Annotated in this window: 16 protein-coding genes; 7 read left to right on the forward strand and 9 right to left on the reverse strand. The window is 76.3% G+C overall.

The genetic code is table 11. The features are described 5' to 3' along the window. The first annotated feature begins 73 nt into the window (after positions 1 to 73). The gene (locus tag ACQPYX_RS23630) at positions 74 to 1453 is read left to right on the forward strand and encodes an IS110 family transposase (protein WP_433799693.1); all 1380 of its coding nucleotides are present in this window, start codon (positions 74 to 76) and stop codon (positions 1451 to 1453) included. A gap of 29 nt (positions 1454 to 1482) precedes the next feature. Here ACQPYX_RS23630 and ACQPYX_RS23635 read toward each other — a convergent pair whose 3' ends face one another. Together ACQPYX_RS23635 and ACQPYX_RS23640 are read right to left on the reverse strand one after the other, a co-directional pair. Continuing rightward, a complete protein-coding gene (locus ACQPYX_RS23635; RefSeq protein WP_433799694.1) occupies positions 1483 to 5133 on the reverse strand; it encodes a glycosyltransferase in 3651 nt (1216 codons plus the stop codon). A gap of 130 nt (positions 5134 to 5263) precedes the next feature. After that, on the reverse strand, positions 5264 to 5515 hold the full coding sequence (locus tag ACQPYX_RS23640) for a WhiB family transcriptional regulator (RefSeq protein ID WP_230755641.1): 252 nt from the start codon (positions 5513 to 5515) through the stop codon (positions 5264 to 5266). A 338-nt stretch (positions 5516 to 5853) separates the two neighbouring features. On the opposite strand from ACQPYX_RS23640, the gene ACQPYX_RS23645 reads away from it, so the two are divergent. The 4 genes from ACQPYX_RS23645 to ACQPYX_RS23660 all read left to right on the forward strand — a co-directional run bounded on the left by ACQPYX_RS23645 (position 5854) and on the right by ACQPYX_RS23660 (position 9548). Then, positions 5854 to 6615 (forward strand): site-2 protease family protein, encoded by a 762-nt coding sequence (locus tag ACQPYX_RS23645; RefSeq protein WP_433799696.1) that lies wholly within the window; start codon positions 5854 to 5856, stop codon positions 6613 to 6615. A gap of 68 nt (positions 6616 to 6683) precedes the next feature. Then, positions 6684 to 7643: a 2-phospho-L-lactate transferase gene (gene cofD / locus ACQPYX_RS23650; RefSeq protein ID WP_433799698.1), complete on the forward strand. Its 960-nt coding sequence runs from the start codon at positions 6684 to 6686 to the stop codon at positions 7641 to 7643. Then, positions 7636 to 9006: a coenzyme F420-0:L-glutamate ligase gene (locus tag ACQPYX_RS23655; protein ID WP_433799699.1), complete on the forward strand. Its 1371-nt coding sequence runs from the start codon at positions 7636 to 7638 to the stop codon at positions 9004 to 9006. Before cofD ends, ACQPYX_RS23655 begins: the two co-directional genes overlap by 8 nt. Further along, complete coding sequence (locus ACQPYX_RS23660; RefSeq protein ID WP_433799700.1) at positions 9003 to 9548, forward strand: NUDIX hydrolase; 546 nt, start codon at positions 9003 to 9005, stop codon at positions 9546 to 9548. Before ACQPYX_RS23655 ends, ACQPYX_RS23660 begins: the two co-directional genes overlap by 4 nt. Here the strand turns inward: ACQPYX_RS23660 and ACQPYX_RS23665 are convergent. The 4 genes from ACQPYX_RS23665 to ACQPYX_RS23680 all read right to left on the reverse strand — a co-directional run bounded on the left by ACQPYX_RS23665 (position 9517) and on the right by ACQPYX_RS23680 (position 13266). Then, positions 9517 to 10677 (reverse strand): hypothetical protein, encoded by a 1161-nt coding sequence (locus tag ACQPYX_RS23665; RefSeq protein WP_433799702.1) that lies wholly within the window; start codon positions 10675 to 10677, stop codon positions 9517 to 9519. The genes ACQPYX_RS23660 and ACQPYX_RS23665 overlap by 32 nt on opposite strands. Before the next feature lie 69 nt (positions 10678 to 10746). Beyond that, on the reverse strand, positions 10747 to 11244 hold the full coding sequence (locus ACQPYX_RS23670) for a hypothetical protein (protein WP_433799703.1): 498 nt from the start codon (positions 11242 to 11244) through the stop codon (positions 10747 to 10749). Continuing rightward, positions 11244 to 12176, reverse strand: coding sequence for a DNA-3-methyladenine glycosylase family protein (locus tag ACQPYX_RS23675; RefSeq protein ID WP_433799704.1), 933 nt, complete (start codon positions 12174 to 12176; stop codon positions 11244 to 11246). The genes ACQPYX_RS23670 and ACQPYX_RS23675 overlap by 1 nt, the downstream gene beginning before the upstream one ends. Then, positions 12169 to 13266 carry a sugar phosphate nucleotidyltransferase gene (locus ACQPYX_RS23680; protein WP_433799706.1) on the reverse strand — a complete coding sequence of 366 codons (1098 nt, stop codon included), beginning with the start codon at positions 13264 to 13266 and terminating at the stop codon, positions 12169 to 12171. The genes ACQPYX_RS23675 and ACQPYX_RS23680 overlap by 8 nt, the downstream gene beginning before the upstream one ends. A gap of 152 nt (positions 13267 to 13418) precedes the next feature. On the opposite strand from ACQPYX_RS23680, the gene ACQPYX_RS23685 reads away from it, so the two are divergent. Further along, positions 13419 to 13892, forward strand: coding sequence for a hypothetical protein (locus ACQPYX_RS23685; RefSeq protein ID WP_433799707.1), 474 nt, complete (start codon positions 13419 to 13421; stop codon positions 13890 to 13892). A gap of 85 nt (positions 13893 to 13977) precedes the next feature. Here the strand turns inward: ACQPYX_RS23685 and ACQPYX_RS23690 are convergent, their stop codons facing one another. The 3 genes from ACQPYX_RS23690 to rfbD form a co-directional block, all read right to left on the reverse strand. Further along, the gene (locus ACQPYX_RS23690; RefSeq protein ID WP_433799708.1) at positions 13978 to 14835 is read right to left on the reverse strand and encodes a glycosyltransferase family 2 protein; all 858 of its coding nucleotides are present in this window, start codon (positions 14833 to 14835) and stop codon (positions 13978 to 13980) included. A gap of 43 nt (positions 14836 to 14878) precedes the next feature. Then, positions 14879 to 15133: a hypothetical protein gene (locus ACQPYX_RS23695; protein ID WP_433799709.1), complete on the reverse strand. Its 255-nt coding sequence runs from the start codon at positions 15131 to 15133 to the stop codon at positions 14879 to 14881. A 126-nt stretch (positions 15134 to 15259) separates the two neighbouring features. Next, a complete protein-coding gene (rfbD, locus tag ACQPYX_RS23700) occupies positions 15260 to 16153 on the reverse strand; it encodes a dTDP-4-dehydrorhamnose reductase (protein ID WP_433799710.1) in 894 nt (297 codons plus the stop codon). Positions 16154 to 16397: 244 nt separating this feature from the next. Here rfbD and ACQPYX_RS23705 point away from each other — a divergent pair, with 244 nt between their 5' ends. Next, complete coding sequence (locus ACQPYX_RS23705) at positions 16398 to 18170, forward strand: LCP family protein (RefSeq protein ID WP_433799711.1); 1773 nt, start codon at positions 16398 to 16400, stop codon at positions 18168 to 18170. The last annotated feature ends 12 nt before the right edge of the window (positions 18171 to 18182 follow it).

Consider the following 18182-nt stretch of genomic DNA (forward strand, 5'->3'; position numbering starts at 1 on the left):
AGATGTCCGGGTCGAAGCCTGCTGCGGTCGCGGAGTCACCGGGACCCGAGGAGACGACGAGGAAGGAGAGCCCGTGCGCGAGCTCCGGCTGGGTATCGACGTGGCATGCCGGGAGGCCCACCGCGCGGCGCTGGCCGATGAGACCGGCGCGCTGCTGTGGACCAACCGCCGCTTCCAGACCGGCAGCGAGGATCTCGAGACGCTCTGGAGAACGGTCGAGGCGGTCCGCGCCGACCAGGGTGACGTGCCGGTCGTGGTCGTGATGGAACCGACCCGCAACGCGTGGGTGGCGCTGGCGGCCTGGCTACGTCATCGGGGCGCGCAGGTGCGACTGGTCCCCCCGGAACAGTCCGCGGACTTGCGGAAGTACTACAACAAGCACGCCAAGACCGATCGGCTCGACTGCGAACTGCTGGCTCGAATACCGCTGCTGCACCCCGACGGGTTGGTCGAGACCCCCGGACTGGGACCGGCTGAGGGGTTGCGCCGCACCGTCGGCCGTCGCGCCGGCCTGGTCGCGCGACGCACCGCCTCGCTGCAGCGTCTCGACGCGCTACTCGAGCTACTCGGACCCGCCTGGACCGCCGCTCTGGGCACCGACCCGGGGAAAGCGGCCTGCAGCGTGCTCGAGCGCTACAGCGATCCGCACGCCCTGCTCAGACTGGGGCGGGCCCGGCTGACTCGGCTGCTGATCCGCACCAGCCGCGGGGCCTGGCGCGAGGACAAGGCCGATGCCCTGCTCGCCGCCGCCCGCGCGACGCTGTCGCTCTGGCCCGAGGGCGCCATCGACTTCGCCGAACTCGCCGAAGACATCGCCGCCGAGACCCGCCTGCTGCGCGGACTCGACGACGAGATCGACCACGTCGACGACCGGATCGCCGCGGCCTACCAGGACGCTGATCCCACCGGCATCCTCGCCTCGGTCCCCGGACTCGGTCCGGTCCTGGCCGCCGCGATCCTGGGCCGCCTCGGCGACCCCAACCGCTTCCGTGACCTGGCCGCGGTCCGCGCCTACACCGGACTGGTCCCCAAGATCAGTCAGTCCGGCACCTCCGAGACCCACCAGGGCCCCACCAAGGCCGGCGATCACGTCCTGCGCTGGTCGCTGTTCATCGCCGCCGACCACGCCCGAAAGACCGACCCCGGCCTCGCCGCCCGCTACCAGCGGCTACGCGACCGCGGCAAACACCACAACAGCGCACTCTGCACCCTGGCCGCGGTCCTGGTGACCCGCATCGCCGCATGCTGGCGCAGCGGCGAGCACTACCGCCTCCGCGACCTCGACGGCCGCGAGATCACCGAACCCGAGGGCCGGGCGCTGGCCAGCAGGATCAACACCGAAGCCACCCGCGCCCGGACCACGACAGGGACGGGCCGGCGAAGCAAGGAGTCGCACAGCGCTCCATCGACCGGCCCGTCAGCGACGCACTCTACGACCCACCCCGCGGCTTGACGTCCCTTAGGAACTCAGCCTCGCCCGACTCAGTCCAGCCGGGTCCGCGACGGCAGCGCCGACAGCACCGTGAACAGCACCAGCGCCAGTTGCAGCAGCAGGAGCAGGGCCCGCAGCGTCGTGTCCCGGCCGATCACCACCGGGCCGCCCTGCGCGGGCACCGGCACCCCGACGAGGTGGCCCCACGCGGGCACGATGTCGGCCGGTGCGCCGCCCACCGTCGCGGTCCAGCCCGACTCCCGCTCCGCCGCGAGCACCACGAGCCGCCGGTCGGCCCCCGGCGAGATCAGTACGCCGACCGAGGGCGGGACCGCGGGCAGCGCCGCGATGCCCGACGGTCGCCGTGGCGCCGCCTTGGCGTCGGTGGCGTCGTCGGACACCGGAGGCTCGAGGATCACCGCGCCCGCCACCGGCAGGCCGATCGTCAGCACCGAGCGGCCGTCCGAGGTGGGCGCCGCCGGGGTGAGCAGCGGCGAGCCCGCGCTCGCCGCGCGGTCGGCCACCGCGGCGTCGGGCAGGACCACCGTCGACGTGCCCGAGGCGGCGAGCTCCGCCGCGCCGGCCTGCACGGTCGCCGGGTCGCCGGAGAGCAGCGCGGTGACGTCGCGGGTCAGCCGGGCGGGGGCCGCGCCGACGGGCACCAGGTCGTCGTCGCCGTAGCGCGGCAGGTCGGCGCCCGCGCGGCGGGTGGCGTCGGCGTCGAGCGCGAAGCCCGGCCCGTCCGCGCGTGGCGTGAGCCCGACCTCGACGACGGTGGCTCCCGAGGCGGCCACCCGGCCGGCGAGCGCCGCGTCCAGGGCGGGGGCGGGCCGGGCGGCCAGCGGTCCGCGGGGGCCGACGAGCACGGCGCACACGGCGAGGGCGAACGCCGTCGCGGCCACCACCGGCACGGCGACGCCGCGGGCCCGCCCGGTGGAGGCCGCGCTCGCGCGGACCCGCAGGCGCGAGGAGAGCGCCGTGCCGACGCGCGACGCGGCGGAGCGCGCCCCGCCGCCGACGCGCGAGAGGACGCCGTCGGGCCCGAGGTCGATCGAGGGGTCCCCCAGCTGCCGGGGCGCGGGGCGGTGGCGCGGGCCGGAGCGGCCGGTGACCAGCGTGCCGAGCGGGACGGCGCGGGCCTCGGCGACGAGCGCCAGCAGGCTCCACAGCGCGCCGCACGCGGCGAAGGCGAGGGCGGGGCCGGTCCAGCCCGGGCGGGGGTCGCCACCCGAGAGCGGCGCCAGCGGGACGGTGCCGACGATGCCGGCGGCGACGATGCCCAGCAGCATCACCGCGAGGCCGGGGACCATCGTGCGGCGCGGCGCGAGCAACGCCCCGCCCACCGCGACGACCAGGACGATCAGCCCGACCACGGGCAGCGACCCGGCACCGCCCGGGTCGAGCGAGAGCACGCCGAACGTGCTCGCGAACCGTTCGGTGACCGGCGAGCCGGTGCCGTGCAGCAGCACCTGCGGGGCCCGCAGCAACGTCGAGGGCCAGGGCAGGAGCAGCAGCACCGGCAGCACGACGACGGCGGCGAGCGCCACCGCGCGGCGCCTCGCCGCCCCGGCGGGCGCCGGGACCGCGACGAAGCCGACGACGACCACCACGAGCACCATCACGTGCACCAGGGGCGCGAAGGCGGAGACCACGGCGAGCAGCAACGAGGTGCCCGCCGCCGCGCTCCACCACGACGTGCGGCGGCCCCGCGGTCCCTCGTCGCCCGCGGCGGTGCGGCTGCCGCGCAGCACGGCGGCGACCCCGGCGAGCACGAGCGGCAGCAGCACGACGACGACGACGCCGTCGAGCCGGCCCTGCGCGACGGCCGCCCCGGTGATGCCGAGCAGGGCGTACACCGACGCGGCGAGCGCGCGCAGCACGCGGCCGACGCGGATCGGCCGGGCGGACACGTAGGCCGACAGCCCCGCCAGCGGCAGCGCGCCGAGCAGCAGCAGCGAGACGGCGACCGCGGGTCCCGACGAGCCGGCGACGGGCCAGAGCAGTCCGCCGAGCACGCCGAGGACGGCGAGCGCCGCCGAGGCCGGCGCGGCCGTGCCGCCGGCCACCGGGTGCCACTCGGCGAGGTAGGCGCTCCACAGCGGGCCGAGCTCGGGCAGCGCCCGGATGCGCCCGCCGGCGAGGTCGAGGCCGAGGCGCGAGCGGTGCGCCAGCAGCGACACCACCGTCAGCGCCAGGACCATCAGCAGCGGCGGGGCGAGCAGCAGCTCCCGCAGGACCCGGCCCGGGGTGACGGGCACGACGACGAGGTGCGGGTCGGCCTCGGCGGCCGGGGCCTCGCGGGGGTCGGGGATCCCGACGAGCGCGGTGGCGGCCTCCGGGTCGGCGACCGTGCGGTGGCGCCCGCTGCGGGCGATGAGCTCCGTGGGTCCGGCCTCGCCGGCGGCGGACGACCCCGCGAGGGAGACGGCGACCGACTCGCCGCCAGGCCGGCGCAGCCCGGCCTTGCGGCGGCTCGACCGCTTCGGCGCGGTCGCCCCGGCCGGCAGCGCGCCCTGGCCGACGAGCAGCTGCCCGTCCTCCGGGCCCTCGGTCGACGCGACCGAGGACGCCGCCACCCGCGCGGGGCGGGCCGCCCAGTCCGGCAGCCGCCCGAGGTCGAGGTCGTCGCGCACCCGGTTGCGCACGATGCTGGCCAGGCCGCCGGAGACGGCGTTGCGCAGCCGCGTGGTGCGGCTGGTGAGCAGACCGCGGACGTCCCCGGACCCGGCGGCGGGCACGAGTCGGCGGCGCCGCGCCTCCCGGACCTCGCCGAGGTCGGCCACCAGCCGACCCATCGCGCCCAGCTCGGCATTGGCCGCGCGCGGCCGGCGCAGCAGCAGGAAGCCCAGGGCCCGCAGCACGGCGAGCAGCGGGAGCCGCACGAGACCGATCGCGTACGCGGCCCCGGAGCCGTTGGCGAGGACCGTCGTCATGCCGTTGCGGCGGTCGGTGGTGCGCAGCCCGCCGTCGGTGCCCCGGGCGTCGAGCCCGCGCGCGCCGACGGTCACCGCGCGGGCGTGGTGCAGCCGGGCGGACGGGACGCAGAGCACGAGGCCCCCGGCGCGGTTCACCCGCCAGCCGAGGTCGAGGTCCTCGCGCAGGAGCCCGAACGCCGAGTCGTACCCGCCGAGGGCGTCCCACTCCCGGCGGCGGATCAGGGCGCCGGCCGACCCGACCGCCAGCACCTCGGAGTTGGTGGCGAACTGCCCGAGGTCGAGCTCGTCGGAGCCGATGCCGGTCTGCCGGTGCCCGGAGGCGTCGGTGGACAGGCCGGCCTCGACGACGAGCCGGGGATCGTCCCAGTCGAGCTGGAGCGGGCCGAGCATCGCGGCGGCCGGTGAGGTCTCGGCGACCGAGAGCAGCACGTCGAGGCAGGACGGCTCGGGAGCGGCGTCGTCGTGGAGCACCCAGAGCCAGTCGCCCGAGCTCCGGTCGCCCTCGCGTCCCCACCGCCGGTCCGCGTCGGCCACGGCCGCCGCGACGGCCGTGCCGAACGGGGTGTCCCGGGGGAGGTCGAGCACGACGTCGACCCGGTTGGAGGACCGCAGCAGGTCGGGCGTGGAGTCCCTCGAGCCGGTGTCCACCGCGACGACGCGCCGCGGGGCGACCGAGAGCCGGCCGAGCGCCCCGAGGGTCTCGGGGAGCCACGCCTCGCCGTCGTGACAGACCAGGACCGCCAGCACGGGCGCCGTGGGGGCCACCGCAGTCCTCCCCGCCGTCGGTGTCGCCCGGTGGCCACCGGGCGGTGCCCGAGACTAGAAGGGGGGTCCGACGGCGTGGACAGACAGGGTGCTCACACGCCCCGCGGGGAGTGTGGTGGGCGTGGGCGGGTCAGACGACCCGACGCTTGAGCCGGCGACGCTCCCGCTCGGAGAGACCGCCCCAGATGCCGAAGCGCTCGTCGTGGCCGAGGGCATACTCCAGGCACTCGGAGCGCACCTCGCAGCTGTTGCAGATCTGCTTGGCCTCCCGGGTCGATCCGCCCTTCTCCGGGAAGAACGCCTCGGGATCGGTCTGCGCGCACAGGGCGCGTTCCTGCCACTCCTGCTCGTCCTCGCCGGCCACGGCGAACAACTCTCCCAGGACGTCCCGCGGGCGCCCGCCCCCCTGGGGTCCCCCCGCCGCCAGCGACGTCCCGGACGTCCCGTCGAACCTCACGCTGCCCAGCACCACCGACCCGCTCTCCGCACCGTTCACACGGCCTCCCTCACCGCTAGCACTCCCCAGCTGGCGGAGCGCCGGCCCCGCGCCGGCGTGTACGTCGGCAGGAATTACATCGGTGTCGTTCCATGTGGGTCAAGTTGAGTCCCCTGCATGGCCGCATGTCGCGACGGACGGTCGTCACGTGCGGTGAACGTGTTTCCGACGCTCATCGACGCTGCGTGGCCACCTCCGGCGGCCCGACCTGGGACACTGGCGCCGTGGCCAGCCTGCGCTCCGGTGGGAGCCTGACCCGGACCAGCCCCATCTTCCTGGGGCTCCTCGCCGCGACGGTGGCGGGGTGCGTCCTCACGCTCCTCGGCTCCGAGATCGCGATCACCGCCGGCGTGGTGATCATCATCCTGGCCGGGTGGTGCGTCTCCCTCTGCCTGCACGAGTTCGCCCACGCGCTGACCGCGCACCGCTGCGGCGACCCCTGGGTCAAGGCCCGCGGCTACCTCACCCTCGACATCACGAAGTACGCCAACCCCGGGCTGACCTTCGTGCTGCCGGTGCTGTTCCTGCTGATCGGCGGCATCCCGCTGCCCGGCGGCGCGGTCTACATCGCCCGCGGCACGCTCCGCGCCCGCTGGGCGATGAGCCTGGTCTCGCTCGCCGGCCCGCTGGTCAACCTCGTGCTCGCCGTGCTCCTCGCGCTGCTCGTCCCGCTGGTCCCGGTCTACCTCGGCGCAGGCCTGTCCTTCCTCGCCCTCATCCAGGTGCTCGCCTTCGTGCTGAACATCCTGCCGATCCCCGGTCTGGACGGCTGGGGCGTCCTCGACCCGTACCTCTCGGAGCACACGCGGCAGCGCGTCGCCCCGTTCACCCCGTACGCCCCGCTGCTGCTGTTCGTGGTGCTGCTGCTCTTCTCCCCCGCCGCGCAGGCGCTGTTCGGCTTCGCCTCGTTCGTCTACTCCTCGACCGGCGGCGACCTCGCGCTCGCCGAGGCCGGCCGCTCGATCTTCTTCTTCTGGCAACGCTAGGCCGGGCCCCGATGCCGGGTCGGACCCCGACCCGGCACGCCGTCGGGGGTCGGGGGCACGATCACCGTGTGAAGGTCACGGTTCTGGTCGGGGGCGTCGGCGGCGCGCGGTTCCTGCAGGGGGTGCTGGCGGCACTCGGCGGGCAGGGCGACGTCTCCGCGGTGGTCAACGTGGGCGACGACCTCTGGCTGCACGGTCTGCGGGTCTGCCCGGATCTCGACACCTGCATGTACACCCTCGGCGGCGGCATCGACGCGCAGAAGGGCTGGGGGCGGGCCGACGAGACGTGGTCGGTGAAGGCGGAGCTCGAGGCCTACGGCGCCGACCCGACGTGGTTCGGGCTGGGCGACCGGGACGTCGCCACGCACCTCGTGCGCACCCGCATGCTGCGCGCGGGCTACCCGCTCTCGCAGGTCACCGAGGCCCTGTGCAACCGCTGGCGGCCCGGCGTCGCCCTGATCCCGGCCAGCGACGACCGGATCGAGACGCACGTCGTGATCGACGACCCGGACTCCGGCGAGCGGAAGGCGGTGCACTTCCAGGAGTGGTGGGTCCGCCACCGCGCCGTCCCGCCGGCCCACGGGTTCGCCTCCGTCGGGCGCGACCAGGCGAGCGCGTGTCCGGCCGCGCTCACCGCGATCGCCGAGGCGGACCTCGTCCTGCTCGCCCCGTCCAACCCGGTCGTCAGCGTCGGCACGATCGTCGACGTCCCCGGCCTCCGGGCGGCCCTCGCGGCCGCGCCCGCACCCGTCGTCGGGATCAGCCCGATCGTCGGCGGGCGCGCGGTGCGCGGCATGGCCGAGGCGTGCCTGGACGCGGTGGGCGTCGAGGTCTCGGCGGAGGGCGTCGGGCGGCACTACGGCGCTCGCTCGGCCGGCGGGCTGCTCGACGGCTGGCTCGTCCACGAGACCGACACCGCCGACGTCCCGGGCGTGGCCGTGCGCTCCGTGCCGCTGCTCATGACCGACCCGGAGGCCACGGCCGCGATGGTCCGGGCGGCGATCGACGTGGCGGGGCTGCATGTCTGAGTCCCCCCGGGCCGACCACGCCGCGGCGGGCGGCCTCCACGCCTGGGGCGTGCCGGGCCTGCCCGAGTTCCGCCCCGGCGACGACCTGGCCGCCGCCCTCGTCGACGCGCTGCGCGGGCAGGTGGCCGACGGCGACGTCGTGGTGGTCACCTCGAAGGTGTTCTCGAAGGTCGAGGGCCGCCTGGTCACGGTCCCGAGCGACCCCGACGAGCGGGACGCGGCGCGGCGACGGCTGATCGACCAGGAGTCGGTCCGGCTGCTCGCGACGAAGGGCCGCACCAAGATCGTCACGAACCGGCTCGGCATCGTGCAGGCCGCCGCCGGCGTCGACGGGTCCAACGTCGAGACCGACGAGGTGGCGCTGCTGCCGGAGGACCCCGACGGGTCCGCCGCGCGCCTGCGGGCCGCCCTGGCCGACGGCCTCGGGGTCGACGTCGCCGTCGTCGTCACCGACACGATGGGCCGCTGCTGGCGGCTGGGGCAGACCGACGCGGCGATCGGCTCGGCCGGGCTCGTCGCGCTGCACGGCTACGGCGGCGCGGTGGACCGGCAGGGCAACGAACTGCTGGTCACCGAGGTCGCGGTCGCCGACGAGATCGCGGCGGCGGCCGACCTGGTGAAGGGCAAGCTCGGCGGGGTCCCGGTCGCGGTCGTCCGGGGGCTCGGCGGGCTGGCCGGCGACGGCCCGACGGCGGGTGCCCTGGTCCGCCCCGTCGAGGAGGACCTGTTCTGGCTCGGCGCGGACGAGGCCATCGCGCGGGGGCGCCGGGAGGCCGTGCCGGCACGGCGGTCGGTCCGCGCGTTCGCCGCGGAGCCGGTCGACCCCGACGCCGTGCGCCGCGCCGTCGCCGCCGGCCTGACCGCGCCCGCCCCGCACCACTCCCGGCCGGTGCGCTTCGTCTGGCTGCGCGACGCGGCCCGCCGCCGGGAACTGCTCGACGCGATGGGCACCGCGTGGCGCGCGGACCTGGAGGCCGACGGGTTCACCGCGGCGCAGGTGGCGAAGCGGCTCGCCCGCGGGGACCTGCTGTACCGGGCGCCGGAGCTGGTCCTGCCGTTCCTCGTGCGGGGGCCCGACGGCGGGTCGCACGACTACCCCGACGCACGCCGGTCCGCGTGCGAGGACACGATGTTCACCGTCGCCGGTGGCGCGGCGGTGCAGGGCCTGCTGGTGGCGCTCGCGGCCGAGGGCCTGGGGTCGTGCTGGATCGGCTCGACGATCTTCGCCGCCGACCCGGTCCGCGCGGTGCTCGACCTGCCGGCGACGTGGGAGCCGCTCGGCGCGGTCGCCGTCGGCCGTCCCGCGGAGCCCCCCGCCCCGCGCGGTGCGCTGACGGCCGACGAGCGGTTGGTGGAGCGGTGACCCCCGTGCACGACGACGCGGTGGCCGTGCTGACCGCGTGGGACGCCCCGTCGCCCGACCAGTCCGCGATCCGGTTCGCCCTGCTCGCCTACCTCGCCGCGCGCCCCGACGCCTGCGAGCGGGCGTGCGTCCCCGGGCACCTCACGGCTTCCGCGCTGGTGGTCGACGCGGCCGGGGAGCACACCCTGCTCACGCTGCACCCGCGGGTGGGGCGGTGGGTGCAGCTCGGCGGCCACATCGAGGCGGACGACCCGACGCTGCGGGCCGCGGCGCTGCGCGAGGCGACCGAGGAGTCCGGCATCGAGGGCCTGACGATCTCGGACGCCCCGGTGCACCTCGACGTCCACCCCGTCACCTGCTCGTTGGGGGTGCCCACCCGCCACCTGGACGTCCGCTACCTGGTGCGGGCGCCCGCAGGGGCGACGGCGGTGCGCAGCGAGGAGTCGGTCGACCTGCGCTGGTGGCCGGTCGCGGAGGTTCCCGACGACGTGGCGTTCGCGCGTTCGGTGCTCACGCCGCCGGGGCCGCCAGCCGGGTCGTGAGGGCCCGGGTGACGGTGTCGACGGCGGCGCGGGCGGTGTCCCAGGAGTCACCGCCGGGCTGCCGGGTGAGCACGGCGACCACCCAGGGCGAGCCGGCGGCGGGCACGCCCGTGGTGTGCAGGTAGAGGTCGCCGTCGGACATCCAGCCCTGCTTGGCCATCGCCCCGGCCGGCCGGGGCGGGTCGAGGAGCCCGAAGGCCTGGTCGAAGCCGTCCGCGCCCGCGTCGGCGGCGCCGAGCAGTCCGGAGCGCACCACCTGCTGGTCGGCGGGCGAGAGCGAGGTGAACGCGTACCGGTAGACGGCGAGGACGTCGCGGGCGGAGATCACTGTCTCGCCCCACTCGTCGGGGTCGGTCGACGGCGTGGTGTCGTGGAGACCGACCAGGGACACGACGTCGGTGACGGTCTGCGTGCCGCCGTACTCCTCCCACAGCGTGTCCATGGCGTCGTCGTCGGACAGGCTCAGCGCACGCCCGATCGCGGTCATGTCGTCCCCGCTCAGCGTGATGTCGCCGGTCTCGGACCGGTGCAGCAGGTCGACGACCGTGACCAGCTTGACCACCGACGCCGACTCGAACCCGGTCGCGCCGGTGGTGCCGCCGACGACGTCCCCGTCCGCCGTGTCGAGGGCCGCCACGCCGACGGCGACCCCGCTCGGTGCCGCCGCCACCGCGGCCTGCACGGCCTCCGTTGCCGTCCCGTCGGCCGCGGCCGGGGAGGGCGCCGTCGGGGTGGTCGTCGGGGTGGCGGGCGCGCGGGACGGCGTCGACGTGGGGGTGGGAGTGGGCGTCGGGGTCTGCCCGGCGCGGGTCGACAGGGGCGGGAGCACCCGGCGGGCCGTGATCGTGGTGCCGGCGACGGTGCCGAGGACCCGGACCCGGGATCCGGTGGGGAACCGGTCGGCGCTCGACGGCTGGTGCGTGCGCCCGAAGCGGGTGGTCGGGGTCAGCTGCACGGTCAGGTCCCGGCCGTCGGTGGTGCGCACCGTCCACGTGGTCCCGGACTCGGCGGTCACGGTGCCGTCGACGGCGTGCCGGGCGGTCCCCGCCGCGTGGGCGGAGGCCCCGCAGCCGGCGGTCACCAGCACGGCGAGCAGGACCAGCGCGGGGAGGAGACGTCGGATGATCACGGCGGCGAGACTGGCCGCGCCGCCCGCGCCCGGGCCAGCGTCCGGCCCGGATGCACAGCAGGTGCTCAGTCAGCGGGTGAGCGCGAGGGCGTCCCGGGCGTAGGCGGCGACCCCGAGGCCGTGTCGGTCGAGCACGAGCGCCAGGGCCTCGCTGACGTCGGGCCCGGCGACCGCGCGGTGGTGCTCCGCCACGGAGCGGGCGGCCGCGGAGTCGACCGTCTCGCCCGCGGTCCAGGTGCGGGCCCAGGCGAGGCCGAGGTCGTCGAGGGTCTCGTCGGGCACCACCGGCTCCCCGAACCCGTCGAGGATCTCCTCCGGGGTGTGCCGCCGGCCCTCGAGCGTGCCGCGGACCGCGGCGATCCGGCGCTCGACCCGGTCGCGGACGGCCTCGAGGACCGCGAGGAGCTCCTCGGACGAGACCGACCCGTCGTCGGGAAGGCCCAGCTCGCGGCCGAGCAGCGTCCGCTGCAGCTCGACGACGTCCGCCCGGGACCACAGGCCCGGGCGCAGCGCCGTGAGCGGCAGCCCGCTCGCGCGGGCGACCTCGGCGGCGCTCCAGCCGGCCATCACCACTCCCGGAAGTCGCGCGGGGAGTAGCGGGGGCCGAAGCGGGGTCGTCGGAAGCCGGACGCCTCGATGTAGCGCACCGCCCGCTGCCGCTGCGGGGCGTAGCAGGCGAGGACCTCCATCATCCCGGCGTCGTCGAGCTTCCGGCCGACGAGCGCGTAGCCGACGGTGGAGGGGATGTGGAAGTCGCCGATCGACACGGCGTCCGGGTCGCCCCAGGCGCGCTGGGCGACCTCCGCGGCGGTCCACACCCCGATCCCGGGCACCTTGCGCAGCAGCGACCGGCCCTCGACCCCACGCAGCTCGACGGCCTTCTCGAGCCGGTGCGCGACGGTCGCGGACGCGAGGATCGCGCGGCGCCGGGACTGGTCGACGCCGGCCTTGTGCCACTCCCAGTCCGGGATCGCCTTGGTCTCCCGCGGCGTCGGCGGCACCCGCATGCCCTTCGGCGCCGGGCCGGGCGCGGCGCCGCCGAAGCGCCAGCACAGCTCCCGCCAGGAACGGTGCGCCTCGATGCCGGTGACCTTCTGCTCCAGGATCGCGGCGAAGAGCTGGTCCCACACCGCACCGCACGCGCCGAGCCGCAGCCCGGGCAGGCGGTGCCTCGCGTCCGCGACCAGCGGGTGGTGGCCGACGAACCCGGCGTCGTCGTCGTCCGCACCGAGCAGCGCGGGCAGACCGTCGAGCACCCACTCGGCGCCCGGGCCCCACGCGTCGGCGACCACCTCGGTGCCCGCGCGGCGGATGCGGGTGGTCGCCGGGCCGAGCGGGGTCGAACACACCCGCCAGACCACGCCGGTCTCGTCGATGCGGCAGGTCGGGTCGCCCTTGCCGTGGCGCAGGGGCCCGATCAGGGCGGCGATGTCGAGGACGTAGCCCGGGACCCAGCGACGGGTCCCGGCCGTCCCGGACTCGAGGAGCGCCTCAGCCACTCCCCGAGAATCGCAGACCGCCGTCCGGGATCGCGAGACCGGGCCACAGACGGACGCCGTCGAGCAGCTCACAGCCCGCGCCGACGGAGACGTCGTCACCGATCACCGCGTCGCTGACCACCGTCTCGTCGCCGATCACCGCGCGGGGGCCGATGACGGAGCGGGTCACGACGACGTTGTCGCCGATGCGGGCGCCGTCCATCACCACCGAGCCGATGACGCGCGACCCGTCCCCCACGACGACGTCGCGGCCGAGCGTGGTGCCGTCGGACACCGACGCGGTGGCTGCGGTCTTCGCGCCCTCGAGCAGCAGGGCGGTGCCGACCGGCCCGGGCAGCGCGGAGGTCGGGGCGATGCCCTGCACCAGGTCGGCGCAGCCACGGACGAAGGCGGCGGGGGTGCCGAGGTCGAGCCAGTAGGAGGACTCCACGTGCCCCTGCAGGCGGCGGCCCTCGCGCAGGAGACCGGGGAACGTCTCGCGCTCGACGCTGACCGGCCGACCCTCGGGGATCGCGTCGATCACGGAGCGCCGGAAGACGTAGCACCCGGCGTTTACCTGGTCGGTCGGCGGGTTGAGCGTCTTCTCGAGGAACGCCTGGACCCGCCCGGTCGCGTCGGTGGGGACGCAGCCGAAGGCGGTCGGGTCGGGCACGCGGACCAGGTGCAACGTGGCGTCGGCGCCGGAGGTCCGGTGCTCGGCGAGCACGGCGCCGAGGTCGACCCCGGAGAGGATGTCGCCGTTGAAGACCATGACCTCGGAGAAGGCGGGGTCGAGGGCGGCCGCGGCGTGCCGGATGCCGCCGCCGGTGCCGAGCGGCTCGGGCTCGGGCACGCACTCGAGCTCGAGCCCGAAGGCGGAGCCGTCGCCCAGGTAGTCCGCGAACACCTCCGCGCGGTAGCTCGTCCCGAGCACCACCCGCCGGATGCCGGCGCTCGCGATGCGCGAGAGGAGGTGCCCGATGAACGGCACCCCTGCGGTCGGCAGCATCGGCTTCGGTGTCGAGGCCGTCAGTGGCCGCAGGCGGCTGCCCTGGCCACCGACCAGCACCACCGCCGCCGTGCCCTGCGCCGTTCCCCCCGTGTCCGTCACGTTCGTCCCCTCCTGGGTCGGTCCTGGAGGCCCGGCGTGACGACGGCGTCGCGTCCGGGCGCTAGTGTGAACGCCACTCGGCAGTCACCGGTCCGGGTCCTCCGGGGCCTACCGGACGCCCTATCCGTCGCCGGGAGCCGGGCAGGAGAAGCGTGGTGGAGCCGTCGAACGCGTGGGACCGCGCCCAGGAGGCTATCGCCCGGGCGCAGCAACGCAACGCCACCGTGGTGACGCCTGACAGCGCTCAGTCACCCTTCGACGCGTCCGCCACGCAGATGATCCCGCAGTCGGCACTGCGCTCGGACGAGGCGATCACGCAACGCCACCAACGGCCCCACCCGGGCGCCCTGCACCACCGGGACGGGCGGCACCGCCAGCCCCAGGGCTGGACCCCGCGGGAACCGGAGACCACCCCGGTGGAGGTCTCGGATCCCACCCTGATGCGGCCCGTGCCCGCCGAGGCACCGACCGTGCGCACGGCCGCGACCCGGCCGCCGACGGCCCCGTTCCCGGCCCAGGACCAGGACCGGCGGGGCCGGGAGGACCAGCCGCGTCCGGACGACTCCCCCACCACGCCGCCGGTCGGCGTGAAGCTGCCGTTCTGGAAGCGTCTGTTCCGGCGCTGAGGGCCCCGTCCCCCGGTGGCAGCGAAGCGTCGTTACTGTCACTGGCTGACAGCAACGACGCTTTCCTGTCACCGGCCGGGGGGCGTCAGACCGCGTGCCGCGTGCTCCACCGCGCCCGCACCCCGAGCGCGGCGCGCAGACCGGCCCGCAGCGGGGCCCAACGCCGGCCCCGGTAGCGGTCGGCCAGGAAGCGGTAGGCGCTGCGGTGGTGCTCCCGGAGCATGCGCGCGGAGGTCGGGACGTCGGCCTCGGTCGCGTGGCCGCCGGTGTGCACCACCTCGGCCTCCGGCACGTAGACGTTGAGCCAGCCGGCGCGGCCGAGCCGGTCGCCGAGGTCGACGTCCTCGAAGTACATGAAGAAGCGCGGGTCGAACCCGTCGACCGATTCCCACGCCTCGCGCCGCAGCAGCAGGCAGGAGCCGGAGAGCCATCCGGCGGTCCGCTCGGCGACCGAGCCCTCCTGCCGGTAGGAGCGGGTCCACGGGTTGGCGGGCCACACCGTGCCGAACACGGCGTGCCCCACCCCGCGACCGAGCGACGGCACGAGGCGCGCCGACGGGTAGACCTCGCCGTCGGTGCGGATGAGCGGACCGAGCGACCCCGCCCGGGGCCAGCGCCCGGCCGCCACGAGGAGCCGGTCCAGCGAGTCCGGGCCCAGCACGATGTCGGGGTTGGACACCAGCACCCAGCCGACCTCGCCCGGCAGGCCCGCGACCGCGCGGTTCGCCGCCGCGCCGTAGCCGAGGTTCTCGCCCATGGGCAGCAGCTGCGCCCGCCCGGCGGCGGCCGCCGCCTCGGGGACGCCGTCGGTGGAGCCGTTGTCGGCGAGGACCACGGTGGGACGGCGGGTCGTCGCCCCGGCCAGCGAGTCCAGGAACGCGGGGAGCGAAACGCCCGGCGAGTAGGTCACGACGACGACGGCGAGCTCGTCTCCGTAGGGCATGCACCCATCCTCGCCGGGGGTGGAGGCGTCCCCGGAGGTGGGTCTACCGCCGGGTCTCGTCGGAGGCCGGGAGCGCGACCGGCCAGTACTGCCAGGACCCGGGGCCGAGCCCGCCGGTGTTCGGGGCGGGCCGGACGGCGCGGACGGGCGGCGCGACCGGCAGCGGGGGCGGCGTGGCCGCCCGACGGGTGGCGCGGTCCATGCGGGCCCGCAGGCGGTGGCGTTCCCGGCCCGCGTCGATCACGAGCCAGACCGCGACCACGCCGAGCAGGGCGAGCAGCACCGTCTCCAACGCCATACGTCGTGAACGCGCCGGGCGCCGGGAGGTGACGGCTCGTCGCCGACATGCCCGGAAAAATCTTCGGTCCGGTCCCGGACGATCGTGCGGACGACGGGTGTGCGCCGGACGGGCCGTCCGGTCCCGTCAGCGGCCGAGCAGCCCCGGGTGGCGCTCGACGGCGGCGTGCAGCGCGTCGCGCCAGTCGCGCAGCGGCGCGAGTCCGGCGGCGGCCCACGAGTCCGGGGACAGCACCGACCAGGCCGGCCGCGGGGCGGGCCGGGGGAACTGCTCGGTGGTGCAGCCGTGGACGCGGTGCGGGTCCGCGCCCAGTTCCTCGAAGACGGCGCGGGCGAACCCGCACCAGGTGGTGGCGCCGCCGCCCGTCGCGTGCAGGGTCCCGGCGGGCGCGTCCGAGCGACCCAGCGCCACGAGCGCCTCGGCCAGGTCGGCCGACCACGTCGGGGACCCGTGCTGGTCGTCGACGACGTCGAGGGTGTCGCGCTGGCCGGCCAGCCGCGCCATCGTCGCGACGAAGTTGCTGCCGGTGTCGCCGTAGACCCAGGCGGTGCGGACGACGTGGTGGGCCTCGAGGGCGTCCCGCACGCGCTGCTCGCCCAGCTCCTTCGTCCGGCCGTAGACACTGCGGGCGCCGGTGGGGTCGTCGGGCTCGTAGCCCGCACCGGGACGGCCGGCGGGCCCGCGGCCGTCGAAGACGTAGTCGGTGGAGACGTGCACGAGACGGGCGCCGTGCCGGGCGCACGCCGCGGCGAGCAGACCGGGGGCGTCGGCGTTCACCGCGTGGGCGGCGCGGGTGGCGTCCGCGTCGGTCTCGGCGAGGTCGACGGCGGTGAAGGCGGCCGCGTTGAGCAGGACCGCCGGCTCGTCGACCCCACCGGCCCAGTCGCCGACGGCCGCGTCCACCGCCTCGGCGTCGGTGATGTCGAGATCGGCGCGCACGAACGCGCGGAACCGCTCACCGCTCGCGGTCAGCACCCGGACGAGGTCCGTCCCGAGGGCTCCGCCCGCTCCCGTCACCATCCACCGCACGCGCAGCCTCCGAAGATCGATCCCGGCCCGCACGGCCGGGTGATGCTGTGTCATCCTCCGACGCGCCGCGGCGGGTCCGAACGGGTGGTGCCCGAGAAACTCGGGTGAGGCCGTCTAGCCTGCCCTTGAGCCGGTCGACCGGGACGACGATGTCTCAGGGGGCCGCACCGCCGAGCCCCGTCGTGACAGACACCGAGAACCGCCGCTGACTTCAGACCGTGAGGGGAGGCGCCACGTGGACGACGACCGTGGCCGTCCTCGTCGCGATCCCGCGCGGCGGTTCGGCCCGTCCGCAGGGCGGCCCGGGGCGGGGCCGGCGGACGCCGACCGCCGCCGTGAGCCTCCGCGGGGAGCTCCGCAGCCGCCCGGGGGCGCCTCCGCCCGGCTGCGTCGCAGCGACCTCCGCGAGCTGCGCCCCTCGGGCGCCGGCGCCGGGCCCGCCGGGCGTGGCGCCCCGGCCGGGATGGGCCGTCCTCCGTCGTCGGTGACGTTGCGCGAGGGTCCGCCCCGCCCGTCCGGCCCGCCGTCCCGACCCTCCCCGCCGCGTCCGGCCCCGCCGCGGCCCGGACCGCCGCCGCCCGACGGCCCCCGGCGGCGGCCGTGGCGCATGCTGCGCGTCGTCGTGACCGTGATGTCCGTGCTGATCCTCGCCGTGAGCGGCACCGCCTGGGCCGCGCTCTCGGGCAGCTTCGCGACGTCGGGTGCCCTCTCGAAGAAGGGCACCGCCGCCGACGGCGCCACCGACATCCTGCTCGTCGGGACCGACAGCCGGAACGACGCGCAGGGCAACCCGCTCCCCCGCAGCGTGCTCGCCCAGCTCGACGCCGGCTCGGCCGACGGGGAGCTGAACACCGACTCGATGATCCTGGTCCGGGTGCCGAACGACGGCAGCCGCGCGGTCGCCTTCTCGCTGCCCCGGGACAGCTACGTGGGGCTGCCGTGGTCGTCGGGCAAGGGGAAGCTCAACTCGGTCTACCCGGGCGCGAAGGCCGCGATGGCGCAGCAGCTGGTCTCCGAGGGCGACGCCGATCCCCGCGACGTCGACGTGCGCTCCTCGGAGGCGGGTCGCGCCGCCCTGGTCGAGACCGTCCAGGAGCTCACCGGGATCAGCGTCGACCACTACGCCGAGATCAACCTCCTCGGCTTCTTCAACCTCACCAACGCGATCGGCGGCGTCGACGTCTGTCTCAAGAACGCGGTGGACGACGACTTCTCCGGCGCGCACTTCGCCGCCGGACCGCGGTCGGTGTCGGGGCACGACGCCCTCGCGTTCGTCCGCCAGCGACACGGCCTGCCGCTCGGCGACCTGGACCGGGTGCGCCGCCAGCAGGCGTTCCTCGCCGGGCTCTCGCACAAGGTGCTCTCGGCCGGCACCCTCGCCGACCCGATCACGCTGAGCCGGCTGCTCGAGGCCGTGAAGCAGTCGGTCGTCCTCGACGGCGACTGGGACCTGCTCGGCTTCGCCCAGCAGATGCAGGGCGTCAGCGGCGGCTCGGTCACCTTCATGACGATCCCCACCGAGGGCGGGATCAGCACCACGTCCGGGGACGCGCTCAAGGTGGACGAGAGCGAGGTCAAGCGGTTCGTCTCCGATGCGATCGGCCCCGAGGACGCCCCCGTGGTGCCCACCGGACCGGCGCCTGCGCAGATTCCGGTGGACGTCCGCAACGCCTCCGGCACCGGCGGCGCCGCCGCCCGGGTGGTGCAGATCCTCGGGGCGCAGGGCTACACGCAGCTGCGCTCGGGCAACGCCGACCAGACCGCGCCGAGCTCCGCGGTCCTCTTCGGCCCGGGCGGCGACGCCGGGGCCGGGGTGGTCGCCCGGGCGCTGGGCGGGCTGCCCACCCGTCCCGACGCCTCGGTGCCGCCGAGCGGGGTCCAGGTGCTGCTGGCGTCGGACTACCGGGGCCCGGGCGCCGTGGTCGCGCCGTCGGACAGCGCGGACAGCGCGCCGCCGCCTCCCCCGCAGCCGCCGATCACGGCGGACGGCATCCCCTGCGTCAACTGAGCCCGGTCGGTC

It is taken from the genome of Actinomycetospora sp. CA-084318, from assembly GCF_050955885.1.
In the GTDB taxonomy this organism is placed as follows: Bacteria; Actinomycetota; Actinomycetes; order Mycobacteriales; family Pseudonocardiaceae; genus Actinomycetospora.